Raw genomic sequence first — 15,313 nt, 5'->3', positions numbered from 1 at the left:
CTCTGACTTGCGTGGTCGTCCACCCACGACACACCACCTACTCCCTGATCAGGAGCGGTGGCGCATCCACCGGTTGAGCCCGCCCCAAGTGACCGAACGCCACGTTCGGTCCGGAAAACCAGGGCGCCGGGGCACGCGGAGGGGAAAGCTGGAAATCCACTGAACGACAGATGGTTCCGCGCCCAATTATCGAAAACTGCTCACCATCACAAGTTTTCGTCGTTCGCGACCGCCGAACACTCCCGACCGGGGTTCGGGACACACTGTTGAAAACTGGACCTTGTCATCGGTCATTGAGACAGCGAAGACCGCGCGCTCGCAATTGATTTCCCTATGGCGGTTGTCGGTGGAGTCTGCTTATATTTCACCCAGCACGGAGATCGGACCGCACATCGACGGCGTTCTCCGTGCTCGACGGCGTTTCGGGGGGCGTCTGTTCGGGGGTGCGGGTGTTGTCCGTGCGCTCTCGGGAGCCGTCCATGGTCTGGTCGACACTGTATCGGGGGAGAATCATGGTCGAGATTGCGATTGTCGGTATCGGTTGCAGGTTCCCGGGCGGAGTTCACGATGGGCAGAGTTTCTGGGACTTCATGGTCTCCAAGGGCGACGGCATCGTGGACATTCCTGCGGACAGGTGGGATGCGGACAGGTTCTACGACCCCGATCCGGATGCTCCAGGCCGCATGTACACGCGCAAGGGCGGTTTTCTGACGCAGTCGCTGTGGGATTTCGATCCGGAGTTCTTCGGCATCTCTCCGCGTGAGGCTGCGGTCACCGATCCGCAGCAACGGTTGCTGCTCGAGGTCGCGTGGGAGGCTCTCGACGACGCCGGCCATGCCGGACGGGTGTCGGGTGAATCGATCGGTGTGTACGTCGGCGGTTTCACCAACGACTCTGCGGGACTGCGGGGTTCGCAGATGGGCAGGGCCTTCATCAATGCACACAGCGCGACCAGTTCGTCGCACACGCTGTTGTCCAACCGTATTTCCTATGCGCTGGACCTGGTGGGTCCGTCGATGACGATCGACACCGCGTGTTCGTCGTCGCTGGTCGCGGTGCACGAGGCCGTGCGCGCGCTCGACCGTGGTGAATGCACGATGGCTCTCGTCGGCGGCGCCAACACGATGATCAGGCCGGAAACGTTCATTTCGATGTGCAAGGGCAGATTCCTCGCGTTCGACGGCCGTTCCAAATCGTTCGACGCCGCCGCGGACGGTTACGGCCGCGGTGAGGGTGCGGGCATGGTGCTGCTCCGCCCGCTCGCCGACGCGATCGCCGACGGCGACCGAATCTACTCGGTCATTCGGGGATCGGGCGTCAACCAGGACGGCCGCACCATCGCCATTCCCGTCCCCAATCCCGTGTCCCAACGGGCACTGGCCGAGCGGGTCTGCGCCGAAGCCGGCATCGACCCAGCACAGGTCGGATACGTCGAGGCGCACGGAACCGGCACGTCCGTCGGTGATCCGCTCGAGATCGAAGCACTCGGTGGTGCGTACGGGTCGGTTCCCGGTCGGACGACGCCACTGGTCGTCGGGTCCGTCAAGGCGTCGATCGGGCACACGGAGGCCGCGGCGGGCATCGCCGGTCTCATCAAGAGTGCACTGTCCCTGCACCACGGCACCATCGTTCCTCAGGCGTGGCTGGACACACTGAATCCGGCAATTCCGTTCGACGAACTGGCAATTCGTATCCCCACCGAGGCCGAGCCGTTTCCCGAGGAGTACGACCGCCGCATCGTCGCGATCAACGGTTTCGGCTACGGCGGGACCAATGCTCACGTGCTGATGGACGCCGCTCCCGCCGCCCCGTCGGCCGCCCCATCGACCCGGACCGCGTCTCGCCCGGTCCGGATCTTCCCGCTCTCGGCGCGCACCGATGCCGCAGTCCGTGCCGTCGCGGCCTCCCTCGCCGACGCTCTGGACCGACTCGACGGCTCCGACGACGCGCTCGAGGCGTTCACCGCGGCTGCCTGGACCAGGCGTGCCCACCATCCCGTCCGCACCTCGGTGCACTACACCGACGCGCAGGATCTGACGACGAAGCTTCGGGACGTCGCGTCCGGGACCGGGCAGACGTCCCACGTCGTGGATGCCGGCGGACGCGCGCCGGTCTTCGTGTTCAGCGGTATGGGTCCGCAGTGGTGGGGCATGGCTCGTGAACTACTGCTGGCAGGCGGAGAGTTCGCCCGCACGGCGAGCATCGTCGACGACGCGTTCATCGAGATCGCGGGGTGGTCGATCATCGAGGAGCTGAGCCGCGACGAGGAACACTCACGGGTGACCAACACCGAGGTAGCGCAGCCCGCCAACTTCCTGGTCCAGGTGTCTCTGGTCGCGGAGCTGAGAGCGTCGGGTATCGAACCGGAGACGGTCGTCGGGCACAGCGTGGGCGAGGTGAGTGCGGCATACGTCAGCGGTGCCCTCAGCCTGCACGACGCGTTGCTGGTCAGCTGCCATCGCGCCAGGCTGCAGGCGACGACCGCAGGGACGGGGTCGATGTTGGCGGTCGGCCTGTCCGAGGCCGACGCGTTGGCCTACCTCGCCGAAGCAGGCAAGGACATGGTGGAGCACGTGTCGATCGCAGCGATCAACAGTCCTACCGCGGTGACGTTGGCCGGTGACGCCGAGCACCTGACCGAGTTGGCCGAAAGCCTCACCGAGGGAGGGTTCTTCGCCAAACGTCTGCAGGTCGAGGTGCCGTACCACAGTCATCTGATGGATCCGATTCTCGACGACGTCGCCGGTAGCCTGGCGTCGATCGACCCGCGGCAACCCGACCTGACGCTGTTTTCCACCGTCACTGCCGGCGAGGTCACCGACGCGAGCTGGGACGCCGGGTACTGGGTGGACAACGTGCGCAAGCCGGTGCGGTTCGCCGACACAGTAACTGCGTTGATCGGTCGGGGCCACCGGGTGTTCCTCGAGGTCGGTCCGCATCCAGTCCTGTCCGGCAACATCCGCGAGATCCTGATCCGCACCGGTGATCCCGGCACGTCCATCGGCACGCTCGTTCGCAAGCAGAGCGACTCGGAGTCGCTGATCACGGCGGTGTCCGCGCTGTACGCGGCCGGCTCGTTCGTCGGCGGCAGGACCGAACCGTCGCCGCACGTGCCGCTTCCCGCCTACCCGTGGCAGAAGTCGCGCGTCTGGCACGAGGACGAGAAGACCGTCGCGGACCGGATGGGAACCGACACTCTGTATCCGATGCTCGGTGACCGGACCTCGGCACTGTCGTCGGAATGGCGCGCGGAACTCGCCGTGTCGCAACTGCCGTGGCTACAGGACCACGTCGTCGACGGACTCGTGCTTCTCCCGGGTACCGCCTACCTCGACGCGGCGATGAGCGCCGCCGCAGTCCGGTCCGGGCGTCGGGAAGTCGGCCTCGAACACGTCGAGTTCGTCGCGCCACTCGTCGTCGACAAGCACGACGTGCCCGTGCTCGAAGTGGCCGTCGAGAACAGCACGAGGCGCTTCGTCATTCGGTCCAGGTCGGCGACGGACTCGGCGTGGACGATCAACGCAACCGGGCGGCTCGTCGAAGGACACTTCGACGCTCCGTTCGTGGCGTCGGAGATCGAGGAGACCGCTACCGAGATCACCGGCGACGTGCTGTATCCGCTGCTTGCGTCGGCGGGGCTGCGGTACGGGCCGGCATTCCAGGGCATAAGGTCCGCGCGCATCGGCAAGGACACCGTCGTCGCCTCCATCGACGCCGGGCGCCACGCAGGCTCGGGCCACCTCGTGCATCCCGCCGTCCTGGACACCGCGCTGCAGTGCGTCGCGACCCTGTCCGCCGGGCCGTCGGGGGCCGTCGTCCCCTTCTCGGTGGGAACGGTCAGGCGATACGGGCCGGTTCCGGACGACGCGACCGTCGTCGTCACGAGGACCAGCGCGGAGCCCATGCGTGCCGACATCGCCGTGACCGACTCCGAGGGACGCGCGGCCGTCACCCTCGGCAACATCGAGTTCCGGCCCATCGCTCCCCCGCAGTCGCTGCATGCTCGCCTGTCGAAGGTGTTCTACGAGCCGGTGTGGGAGTTGCGTGACAACCGGGACTCGGCGGCGATACGCGACGAGGCGGCGCGCGATTTCGCCCTCGTCCTCACCCTCGGTGACGCCACCGAGACAACCCGCACGCGGGCCGACGCGATCGCCGCATCCCGACCGTCGTCGATCGTTCTCGACGCCGCTGTGACGCCGGTGAATGACATCGTGGCCGCTCTCCGCGCAGGGTTGGCCACACCGGGCGTCGACCGGGCCACCGTCGTCGCGGTCGCGGGGGCGTTCACCGATCCGGCGTCCGCCGTCGGCGCGGCGCTCGTCGCGGCTCGCGCCGTGCACATCGCGATCTACGGCGACGAGACCGGTCCTGCGACGGATCCCGGATCGGTGTCGGCCGTCATCGTCACCGAGCGAGCGTTCTGCATGCCGGGCGACACCGAGGGTGCCGATCTCGCGCACGCGGGACTCGTCGGGGCACGCAGGTCGCTGCGCAACGAACAATCGCCGGCAGCATGGCGTTTCGTCGACACCGAGCCGTCGACACCGTTGTCGGACATCACGACCGAGACGTTCGCGTTCGGTCCGTTCCAGAACGACGTCGTCGACGAGGTCGCTCTCCGGCAAGGGTCACGATGGGTGGTGATTCTGAAGAGCAACGCCGACGAGCATCTCGCAGTTCGCGATCAGCCGACGGTCGTGCGCGATCCGGAGCAATCGTTCGCAATCGAGGTGCCTGCGTCGAAACTGCTGTCCGACCTCACCTTCCGTGCCCATGCTCGTCGCGATCCCGGTCCAGGTGAGATCGAGGTCAGGATGGAAGCGGTCGGGGTGAACTACAAGGATCCGCTGAAGGTCATGGGCGTCCTCACCGACAAGGAACTGGCCGGAACGTACTTCGGGACCACGCTCGGGCTCGAAGGCGCAGGCATCGTCACCCGGGTCGGGCCTGGAGTCACCGAGGTGTCCCCGGGCGACCACATGGGTGTGTGCGCTCGAAACATGATGCGTCGGTATGTCACCGTCGGCATCGACGAAGGCGGGACGATGCCCATTCCGTCGGACTGGGAAACCGGCTGGTGTTCGTCGATACTGCCGTTCCTGTGCGCACAGTACGGATTGGTGCACCTCGCACGCGTTCTGCCCGGCGAGACGGTGCTCGTCCACGGCGCGGCGGGCGGAATGGGGCTCGCCGCCGTCCAGGTCGCGAAACTGATGGGAGCCCGCGTGATCGCCACGGCAGGCACCGAGGAGCGCCGCGCGGTCGCACGGGATGCCGGCGCCGACGACGTGTTGGCGTCGAGATCCCTGAACTATTCGGACGAGGTCATGGCCCTCACCGACGGCCGGGGTGTCGACGTGGTCTTCAACTCCTCCCCCGGCGAGATCATGGCCCAGAACCTGAACGTGGCAGGTGAATTCGCCCGGATCGTGGAGATCGGCAAGGCCGACATCTACTTCGGTGGCGTCATGGATCTGAAACCGTTCGACCGGAACCTGACGTTCTACGCCGTCGACATGGACCGGATGTTCGAGCACAAACCCGACCTGGCCCGGCAGGTGACCCGCGAGGTTCTGGACAAGATGTCGGCTGGTGACTACGCACCGTTGCCGTACACGACGTTCCCGATGGACCGAGTCGGCGACGCCTTCGAGTCGGTCGTCCGGTCCTCGCACACCGGGCGTGTGGTGTTGTCGCTGGACGACGATGCGCCCGTCGTACGGCCGCAGATCCCCACCGTCGACATCGATCCGGCGGCGTCGTACGTGATCACCGGCGGCTTCGGAGCCTTCGGAACCGCCGTGGCCAGATGGCTCGTCGCCGAAGGCGCACGTGATCTGGTGCTCGTCGGCCGCAGCGGTGCCACCACCGACCGCGCCAAGCAGACGCTCGCCGAGTTCGCCGCGCAGGGCGTGACGGTCGGGGAAGAACTGCTCGACATCTCCGACTACGCCTCGGTTCTCGGACTGATCGAACGAGTACACGCACGCGGTGTCGCGATCGCGGGTGTCTTCCACACGGCAGGCCTCGTCGACAACTACGCCGTCAACGACATCACCGACGACTCCCTGCGCAGCATCTTCCTGCCCAAGGTGACCGGCGCCGTGAACCTCGACCGCGCACTGGACGAGGCAGGCGCCGACCCGTCGGTGTTCGTCATGTTCTCGTCGATGAGCAGCCTCACCGGTGGTGCGCCGCAGGTGTCGTACTCGGCCGCCAACTCGGTGCTCGACGCCTTGGCGTGGACTCGGCGCCGGCGCGGAAAGGCGGCGTTCACCGTCAGCTGGGGATCGATGGCGGGCGGTGGCATGGCCGAGGCCAAACAGGAAGTGGTGCGGTATCTGGACATGCTCGGCTTCAAGAACATCGACATGGACGACGCGACACTCCTGCTACGCGAGGCTCTGACGTTCGACGTTCCGCACGTCGCTCTCGTCGGAATCGACTGGGAGCAGTGGGGAATCGCCAATCCGGCGTCGGCAACCATTCCCCGTTTCGCGGCGCACATCGCCGCAGCGAGCACCGGCGGGTCGGGCATCACCGCGCTGCACGCCGAAATCCTCGCGCTACCCGAGGACCAACGCGCCGACGTGCTGACGTTCATCCTGGCCGAGCAACTGGCGTTGGTGATGGGCATCGACGCCGAGGCAGTCGACGTGCAGACACCGTTGCCCGAGCTCGGGCTCGATTCGCTGATGGCCGTCGAGTTCGCGGCCCGCGTGGGCAAGACCGTCGGGCTGGAACTGTCGGTACTGGAGTTCGGTCGTGGGCTCGGCCTCGCCGCCATCGGAGGAAAGCTCGCCGCAGGATTGACTGCACGAGCCCACGGCGAGGACCGGACTGCTGCACACCCGGCTGCACCAACCCCTGCCGAGCCGGACCCCACCGTCGACCAGGCAGGCGTCCCGGACCACGCACGCGGAACGGACACGGTGGTCACCGACGTGATCCCCGCGCCTGCCGATGCCGAAGCCGTACTGGCCACGACCGACCCGTCCGGAGCCGTCTGACATGACCGAAGACGCACGGGAGATTGCACGTCAACTTCTCTCTCGCAGTGGGTATTCGACGGTCCAGGTCGACGACGCCTCCAGCCCGGCTCCCCCGCAGCGACCGACGGCGCCCCGTCCTGCCACGCCGGCACCGAAGGTTCGTGGACGCGGATTGCTCGACCATCCGGACATCGTGTCCACGGTTGCGCAGTTCGACGGAGTGGACTCGATGTTCGAGTCGTTGGGTGTCACCAATCCGCTGTACCTGGAACACCACGGCAAGAGCGGCGCGACCATTCGGCAGCAGGGTCGCGACATGATCAACTTCGGAGCGTTCAATTACCTGGGCCTCGGAAACGACGACCGAGTGGCGGAGGCAGCGAAGGCCGCGATCGACGAGTACGGCACGTCGGTGTCCGCCAGCCGGATCGTGTCCGGCCAGATCCCGCTGTACGCGGACTTCGAGTCGAGGATCGCGAACATCTACGACGTCGACGACGCGGTGATCACCACCAGCGGATACCTGACGAACGCGGCGGCGGTGGGGTACCTGCTCGGGAAGGGCGACCTGGCCGTGTGCGATGCCCTCGTGCACAGCAGCATCGTCTCCGGCACCGAGTGGGCAGGAACACGACGGATAACGTTCCGCCACAACGATCCAGCGGCGCTCGAAGCGATCCTGAAGATGTCGAGGAACAGCTTCGAGCGTGCCCTGGTGATTCTCGAAAGTCACTACAGCATGGACGGTGACGTCGCGCTTCTTCCGCAACTCGTCGACGTCGCGCGCAAATACGACTGCGGGGTCATGATCGACGAGGCACACGCATTCGGTGTGCTCGGGGAGCACGGTCACGGCATCCGGGATCTGTACGGTTTGCCGGGCGACGCCGTCGACGTGTGGATGGGCACGATGTCCAAGGCGCTCGGCAGCGTCGGCGGGTTCCTCGCCGGCAGCCGAGAACTGATCCGCGCCTTCAAGTACTCGGCCCCCGGGCTGAGCATGTTCGCCACGGCACCAGCCCCGGCCTCGATTGCCGCGGCGTCCGCGGCCCTCGACGTCATCGATGCCGAACCCGAACGCATTGCTCGCCTGCATGCGCGCGCACGGTATGCCTTCGATCACGCACAGCGTCTGGGTCTTCGCACCGGCCTCGCCGAGGGAACGCCGATTCTGCCGATCATCGTCGGAGACACTCAGAAGGCAGTTCTGGCCGGAGTGTCGCTTCTCGAGGCAGGAGTCAACGTCAACTCGATCACGTACCCATCGGTGCCGCTGGGAGAGGAGAGGCTGCGTCTGTTCGTCTCCAGCGAGCACACCGAGCAGCAGATCGACACCGCGTTGACGACGGTGGCGTCCGTACTCGACAGGATGTGACCGAAGCAGCTCAGTGAACGACGACCATCGCACCCCAGATGAACCCGGCCCCGATCGTCGCGATGACGGTCGTGTGGCCGGGTAGCGTCCGCCCCTCCCGCTCGAGAAACGCCAGCACGGTGAAAATACTGGCGGCACCGGTGTTTCCGAGCCGATCCAGTGTGATCGGCGCGCGTGATCGGTCGATCCCGAGGGTGTCCATGACGTCGTGCACGATGTTTCGATTCGCTTGGTGAAAGCAGAAATTGTCGATGTCGGTCAACGACATTCCCGCGTCGGACACTGCCTGCCGCACCACTTCGGGTAGCAGTGTCGTGGCCAGTTTCCAGACCCGAGGCCCGTCCATGTAGATGTACTGCTCCCCGCGCATCACTGCACCGGCGTCGGCCGGACGGCGCGAACCACCCGCGCGTATCCCGACGGACATGTCGAGTTCGGACGACAGAACCACCGACCTGATACCGCGTCCCGACGCCGGGGCCGCGGTCACCACGGCAGCTCCGGCGGCGTCGCCGAAGAATATTCGCGTGGTTCGGTCGTTCGGGTCGGTCTGCCGGGAGAACACCTCCACGGCGAGCACGAGGATGGTGCGGTAGCGGGGTCCGATCATCGACGACGCGACTTCGATGGCCAGCAGTCCACCGGAGCACGCGGCTGCGGTGAGGTCGATCGGCACAGCTCGAGCTGCTCCCAATGCCTGCGCGACGGTCAGAGCCGTGGACGGGAACGGTTGATCCGGGTTGGCGGTCGCCAGCACGATTGCGTCGACGTCTGCGGCCGCCGATCCGCTGGAGCGCAGCGTCTCTCGGGCAGCGTCGAGGGCGAGATCGGATGCGGCGAGCGAGGAGTCGAGGAATCGTCTGGACAGGATTCCGGTGCGCTCTTCGATCCACCGCGCGTCGGTGTCGAGCGTGGCGCACAGTTCGGCATTGTCGACGATGCGCGGCGGCACTGCGTCGGCGAAATGACCGACGGTGACGCTGACGACTGGGTGCATGTTCACGAGTGTCCGTTCGCTCGACAGAAGTTGAATTCTTGACCAGAGATAGCGCCGAAAATACAAGCGGGGGAACGACTTCAGCGGATCCCATGCGCCGAAGAGTCGAGCGGTATCCTAACCTCGCGTGCGTCGATTCGACAGTCTCGACGGAGCAGAACTATCGGTGTAGGGTCACGGCAACATCGAAGAAGATCCTCTGCTGTGATCGAACACGTCTCTCATCCATTCGCTTCGCGTTCTCGCATCGAACAGGACGGCCGTTGACCCAGGATTCATCGAACCGTGAGAGCCCGCGAAGCGACCCTTCGGCTCGTAAACCTTTGCTGGAGTTCGTTATCGGTCACGCCAGAGCAGTGATTGCCACGTGTGTCGTCGTGATCGTCGCCGCCGGCGTCTGGGGTATCGGCGTCATCGAGGACCTCAGCCTCGGTGGATACTCGGATCCGTCGAGCGAGGCGGCTCGCGTCGACGACATCGTCGACGCGCAGTTCGGACGAACGATTCCCGACGTCGTCGTTCTGTACACCCCACGAGACGGGCGGTCGATCGACGAGATCGGCGACGACGTCGCGGCCGACCTCGCCGCCATCGACCCGGATCTGCTGACACGCCCTCCCACGACGTACTGGAACATCGCGCCGGCCTTCCAGCAGGGCCTGAGGTCGTTCGACGGAAACTCGGCAATCGCCGTGCTGACGCTGAACGGCAGCGAGGATCACCGCGTCAAGACGTACCTGAGTATCAAGGATGCACGCGCGATCGACGGCGTGGAGATGCAGTTCGGCGGCTTCTCGACCATCATCGACGCCTACAACGCCGAGGCTCGCGCCGACCTCATCCGTGCCGAGCTCATCACTTTCCCGGTGCTGATGGTGCTGTTGTTGATCATCTTCGGCGGGGTGACGGCGGCGGCTGTTCCGTTGTGCATCGGCGGTCTCGGCATCCTCGCATCGCTCGCCGCGATGCGCATTCTCACGTCCTTCACCGAGGTGAGCGTGTTCGCCACCAACATCGCCACCCTCGTGAGTCTGGGTATGGCGGTGGACTACAGCCTGTTCGTACTCACTCGTTTCCGGGAAGAGCTGCGGCGCGGATCGACCACCCCGGACGCGGTCCGAGCGACCATGTCCACCGCCGGTCGGACCGTCGCCTTCTCCGGTTTGCTGCTGGTGTGCGGATTCGTCGGGATGCTGATCTTCCCGCAGGCGATGATCAGGTCTCTCGGTTTCGGAGGCATGGCAGCCGTGGCCGCCGCTGCGTTCGTCTCGCTCACCGCACTTCCTGCCGCGCTTGCGCTTCTCGGTCCTCGGATCGACTCGTTGAGTTGGCGGACGGGCGCCGTCGAACGCGGAGACGAACGCGCCGAACGGTTCTGGGGCGCGGTGGCGACCTCGGTCATGAAGCGGCCGGTGATCGTCGCCGGCACCATCCTCGCATTGCTCGCCCTGCTCAGCGCGCCGGTGTTCGGCGTCGCCCTGGGCGATCTCGACCACCGGGGGCTTCCGTCGGATTCACCGGCGCGGATCGCGACCGACGCTCTGTTCACGGAATTCCCGCTCGCCAACTCCGGGGTCACCGTGATGGTCCGGTCCACCGACGGCGGCGCGCCCGACCCTCGTGCGGTCCAACGGATCACGAACGACATCGGCGCGCTCGACGGATTCGCGGCCGCGGCCCCAGGGGGTTCGACCGGAGACTACGCAGTCGTGCGAGCCATCCTGTCCTCCCCCGACCGAACGGAGGGTGCACTCGCCGCAGTGGAGTCACTGCGCGACCTTCCCGTGCCGGACGGTACCCGAATATCCCTCGGCGGCCCCACCGCGCTGAGTCAGGACGGTATCGCCGCCATCGAGGACACGATCCCCTGGATGTTCGCGATCATGATCGCGTCGACCTTCGTCGTCACCACCGCCGCGTTCCGCTCGATCGTATTGTCCGTCAAAGCGATCGCCATGGCGATGGTCAGCCTTGCCGCGACGTTCGGTGTCCTGACCTGGATCTTCCACGACGGTCACGGCGCAGAACTTCTCGGCGTCACACCAGGACCCCTGCAGGCAACGATGAGCATTCTCGTTCTCGCAGTCGTCTTCGGGCTCTCGACAGACTACGAGATATTTCTGCTCTCCCGCATGGTCGAAGCACACGATCGAGGCGAGTCCACCCGCGACGCGGTCCGTATCGGCACTGCACGCACCGGCCGAGTGGTCACGGCCGCCGCCCTGCTGCTCATCACCGTCACCGCGGCGTTCTCGCTGTCGGAACTGTCGATGATGCGACTGCTCGGAATAGGCGTCATCGTCGGGCTGATCATCGATGCGACGGTCGTTCGCATGCTCCTGGTCCCCGCCCTCGTTGCGTCGATGGGTGAGGCGAACTGGTGGCTGCACCCGAAACCTCGTCCGCGCGACACTCCCCCGGACACACCACTGGAAAAGGACATCGAACATGCCGGTTGAAGTCAGCACGGTCGAGATCAGAGCCGCACAGAGAACCGACATTCGCGAGATGTCCGACCTGATGGCACGCGCCTTCCAATCCGACGACCCTGTGAGCAGTTACTTCTTCCCGAAGGACGCTCGGCGGCCGAAGATGCAGCGACGGATGATGTCGGCGCTGATCAGGCACCGCCACCTGCCCTCGGGAGGTGCAGAGCTTGCAGTGCTCGGCGGGAAGATAGTCGGCGTCAGCTTGTGGCATCCGCACGACGCGTCGCCCGCGTGGTGGCGAACCCTGATTGCCGGTCCACAATTGTTGTGGGCCATGCGCAGTGGTGTCCGAGCAGGAATGCACATGGATAAGATGCTCGACGCCGGGGCGCCCGACGACGACGCGGTGCTGTGGGTGTATCTCGGGGTCGAGCCGACGCTCCACCGATCCGGGGTGGGCGCGGCACTGTCGCGATCCTTCTTCGAGCGGGTCGACCGCGAGGGCCGAACGACATTCGGGATCTGCAAACAGGGCAACATCCCCTTCTGGACCGCGATGGGGTTCGAGGAAGTCGGAACGGACACCATCGGTCCGGGCGGGCCTGAAGTCCACCGCATGAATCGCCGTCCGAGCGCACGGCCGTAGCCGCGTCCGCCGTGACGCCGCCAGGGCCTGCGGAACTCCGTCACCGGGTTCCGCAGGCTCCTGCCGGGACGTCAGTACCGCGTCCGGTGCCAGTGCCCGGTCACTGCCCTTCGCGCCACCGCGTGGACTCCGCGAGTTCGAACCCGTACCGATCCGCGAGCACGCCCAGACGTCGAACGTTCGCACCGTTCAACGCTGTTCCGATACTTCGCAGTTCGAATTCGCCGGACAACGACAGCAGCATCGTCTCCGCCATGCACGCGTAGGTCAGCCCCGGCGCGAGGCCGAACGTCAGACCGAAATCCGACCCCGCGGGCATCGAGACGATGCCACCGTCGAAGACCGTCACATCGGGCCGAGTGAGGCCGACGTCGTGCGGGATGTTCGGGGGCTGCGCCACATCGCAGACGATGGCGTCGGGTCCCAGATCGGCGGCGTCGATCAACGAGTGCGGCGCCGACGTCGCAGCGATGACCACCTGCGCGCGAGCAACCCCGGCGGCCGGATCGTCGAAGAACTCGATGTTCCCGCCGGCCACGAGGTCGTCCACACTCCGCCCGTCCGCCGCCGCGGCGAGCGCACCTGCACCACCTCGAGCGGCGTCGACTATCTCGCCCGCTGCGTCCCACAGTTTCGGCGCGACGCGCCCCTGCTCACCGGGCCGCCCGACCAGGGCGATCGCGCCGACGTCGGGCGCCAAGGCACGCGCGATGGTCCTACCGATGGCACCGGCCGCCCCCAGAACGGTCACCCGAACCACCCCGAGATCGATTCCGCGTTCCGCGCACACTCGGTGCACCGCACGGATACTGGCTGCCGCCGTGAACGAATTTCCGGTGGTGAGAACGCCCGCCATCGAGCCGAGCGCCAGCCCGTTCGCCGTGACCACCGACGAGTATCCGCCCAGCCCGACGACGGTGGCACCTCGCTCGAACGCGAGATTCGCCGCAGCACCGACTGCTGCTACCGCAGCGTGTGGCGGCAGCGTCAGCAGGCCCTTCGACGTGAAAGGAAGCCCGATCAAGTTGCCGTGGGCTGCGCCGTCGTGCTCGGTCACGATCCTCCCGCTACCGATGATGTACGACGCAGGCTTCAGTTCCGATGTCGCCGAGGAGAACCTCTCCAGGAGCTCCGCACGTTCGGGGTGCGAGAACTCGGCGAGCGACGGATCGAAGGCCTCGAAGATGCTCAGATCCAGCGGATGAGCGACGAACCCGAACCGGCTGTCACCGGACTGCACCGGAGTGTGCGGGAGCCGTGCGCCCACGGTACTTCCGGAGCGACCCGCTTCGGTCCGTGCCACAGAACCACCGGACCGATTCCGTCCGACCAGATGACCGATCAGACCGGCGAGGTCCCCTGCCGCCGCGAACGCGCACGCGCGACCGAGTGCCTCGACCAGACGCATGCATTCGGACTCGGTGACCGTCAGCGGCGGTTCCACCCGCAGCACCCGCGCCCCGAACATCGTGGGCGCCAGCCGAATACCCTCCACCTGCGACAGGTACGAGGACATCATCACCGCCAGGTTCTCCTGATCCGCAACCGAACCCAGAATGGACTGCCTCCCCACGAAGTTGATGTCGTCGGTGAGCTCGACACCCAACAGCAAGCCACGACCACGCACATCCGACACCACCGTCGGATACTCGGCAGCGAGCCTCCTCAGTTCACGAGCAAGCAGATCCCCCACTTCCTGCACTCGCGAGATCACAGCACCGCCGTCCGCGGCGAGCTCGTCGAGCACCGCGATGCCGACCCTCGCCGTCAACGCGTTGCCCGCGAACGTCGACGTGTGCCGCAGAGCGAAGCTTTCCCCCATCCACTCGGGCTTGCTCAACACCGCCCCGCTCGGCAGCATTCCACCCCCCAGCGCTTTGGCCAGAGCGAGAACATCGGGTACGACGCCTTCTCGCTCACACGCGAACATCGTGCCCGTACGGCCCAAACCGGTCTGCACCTCGTCGAGTGCCAGTAGAACCCCGTGCTCGGTGCAGATCTCGCGCACACGCGTCAGGTAACCGTCGGGAGGCACGACGACGCCGCCCTCACCTTGAATGGGCTCGACGACGAACGCCGCGAACTGCCCTGGTGCAGCGACCAGTGCGGCCTCGAGCGCGTCCGCGTCACCGAACGGAACGGAGTCGAATCCCTGGACCGGAGCACCGAATCCAGCCTGGTACTTGATGTTTCCCGTGGCGGACAGTGCGCCGAGCGTCTTGCCGTGGAAGCTGTTCGTCGTGCTGAGGATACCCAGGCGTCCCGTCGCGGCGCGTGCGATCTTGATGACCACCTCCATCGCCTCGGCGCCGCTGTTGACGAACGTCACCCGCGTCAGACCGGCGGGTGCGACGGAGACGAGGCGGCGGGCGAGTTCGCCCGCTGGATACAACACCGACGGTTGGACGAACACTGCTTCCCCGGAATGTCGCACGGCATCCATTGCTCGCCAGATGTTCTCGGGGTTGTGCCCGAACGGGAGGGCTCCGTACGCGCCGGCGAAATCGAGGTGCGTACGACCCGACGCGTCGAGCAGCTCGGTCCCTTTACCGGACACGTACTCGATGTCCACGTCCACCGCCGACAGGAGTCGGTACAACTCGGGGTTGACGTTCTCCGCAAACCCGTCGCGGCCGGTCGACTGACTCGTGGTGGACGGACGAAAAGAAAGGTCGGTCATGTGAGCTCCGTGTTCTCGCGAAACCGCCTCCGGTGGCACGAGCTGCCGGGAGGCGTTCTCGCGCAACCAGAGCTCGCCCCGTGGTGGGACGCAAGCGCGATGGTAGCTGCCGAGAGGACCGAAGTTAGCCTTTGAAAATACCCTTACTACTGATTCAAAACGAAAAACCGCATCTACAGTCGGTTTATCTG

Annotated in this window: 6 protein-coding genes; 4 read left to right on the top strand and 2 right to left on the bottom strand. The window is 66.0% G+C overall.

Going from position 1 to position 15,313, the window contains the following annotated elements:
* Nucleotides 1-512 precede the first annotated feature (512 nt).
* Together CH292_RS08255 and CH292_RS08250 are read left to right on the top strand one after the other, a co-directional pair.
* Nucleotides 513-7,013 carry a type I polyketide synthase gene (locus CH292_RS08255; protein WP_094654468.1) on the top strand — a complete coding sequence of 2,167 codons (6,501 nt, stop codon included), beginning with the start codon at nt 513-515 and terminating at the stop codon, nt 7,011-7,013.
* A gap of 1 nt (nt 7,014) precedes the next feature.
* Nucleotides 7,015-8,370, top strand: a complete 1,356-nt coding sequence (locus tag CH292_RS08250; protein WP_094654467.1) for an aminotransferase class I/II-fold pyridoxal phosphate-dependent enzyme — start codon at nt 7,015-7,017, stop codon at nt 8,368-8,370.
* 10 nt (nt 8,371-8,380) lie between these two features.
* Here CH292_RS08250 and CH292_RS08245 read toward each other — a convergent pair whose 3' ends face one another.
* Nucleotides 8,381-9,367, bottom strand: a complete 987-nt coding sequence (locus CH292_RS08245) for a 3-oxoacyl-ACP synthase III family protein (RefSeq protein ID WP_256977978.1) — start codon at nt 9,365-9,367, stop codon at nt 8,381-8,383.
* 356 nt (nt 9,368-9,723) lie between these two features.
* Here CH292_RS08245 and CH292_RS08240 point away from each other — a divergent pair, with 356 nt between their 5' ends.
* Both CH292_RS08240 and CH292_RS08235 read left to right on the top strand, forming a co-directional pair.
* Nucleotides 9,724-11,826 (top strand): MMPL family transporter, encoded by a 2,103-nt coding sequence (locus CH292_RS08240; RefSeq protein ID WP_094654466.1) that lies wholly within the window; start codon nt 9,724-9,726, stop codon nt 11,824-11,826.
* A complete protein-coding gene (locus CH292_RS08235; RefSeq protein WP_094654465.1) occupies nt 11,816-12,442 on the top strand; it encodes an N-acetyltransferase in 627 nt (208 codons plus the stop codon). The genes CH292_RS08240 and CH292_RS08235 overlap by 11 nt, the downstream gene beginning before the upstream one ends.
* Nucleotides 12,443-12,542: 100 nt before the next feature.
* On the opposite strand, the gene CH292_RS08230 is transcribed toward CH292_RS08235, so the two are convergent.
* Nucleotides 12,543-15,122 (bottom strand): aminotransferase class III-fold pyridoxal phosphate-dependent enzyme, encoded by a 2,580-nt coding sequence (locus CH292_RS08230; protein ID WP_094654464.1) that lies wholly within the window; start codon nt 15,120-15,122, stop codon nt 12,543-12,545.
* Between the last annotated feature and the right edge of the window lie 191 nt (nt 15,123-15,313).

It is taken from the genome of Rhodococcus sp. 14-2470-1a (assembly GCF_002259425.1).
Classification (GTDB): domain Bacteria; phylum Actinomycetota; class Actinomycetes; order Mycobacteriales; family Mycobacteriaceae; genus Rhodococcoides; species Rhodococcoides fascians_E.
This window is presented reverse-complemented; position numbering and strand designations above follow the sequence as displayed.

Coding starts and splice junctions, on each gene's coding strand:
- CH292_RS08255 (WP_094654468.1), top strand. CDS start 513: ATGGTCGAGATTGCGATTGTCGGTATCGGTTGCAGGTTCCCGGGCGGA.
- CH292_RS08250 (WP_094654467.1), top strand. CDS start 7,015: ATGACCGAAGACGCACGGGAGATTGCACGTCAACTTCTCTCTCGCAGT.
- CH292_RS08245 (WP_256977978.1), bottom strand. CDS start 9,367: ATGCACCCAGTCGTCAGCGTCACCGTCGGTCATTTCGCCGACGCAGTG.
- CH292_RS08235 (WP_094654465.1), top strand. CDS start 11,816: ATGCCGGTTGAAGTCAGCACGGTCGAGATCAGAGCCGCACAGAGAACC.
- CH292_RS08230 (WP_094654464.1), bottom strand. CDS start 15,122: ATGACCGACCTTTCTTTTCGTCCGTCCACCACGAGTCAGTCGACCGGC.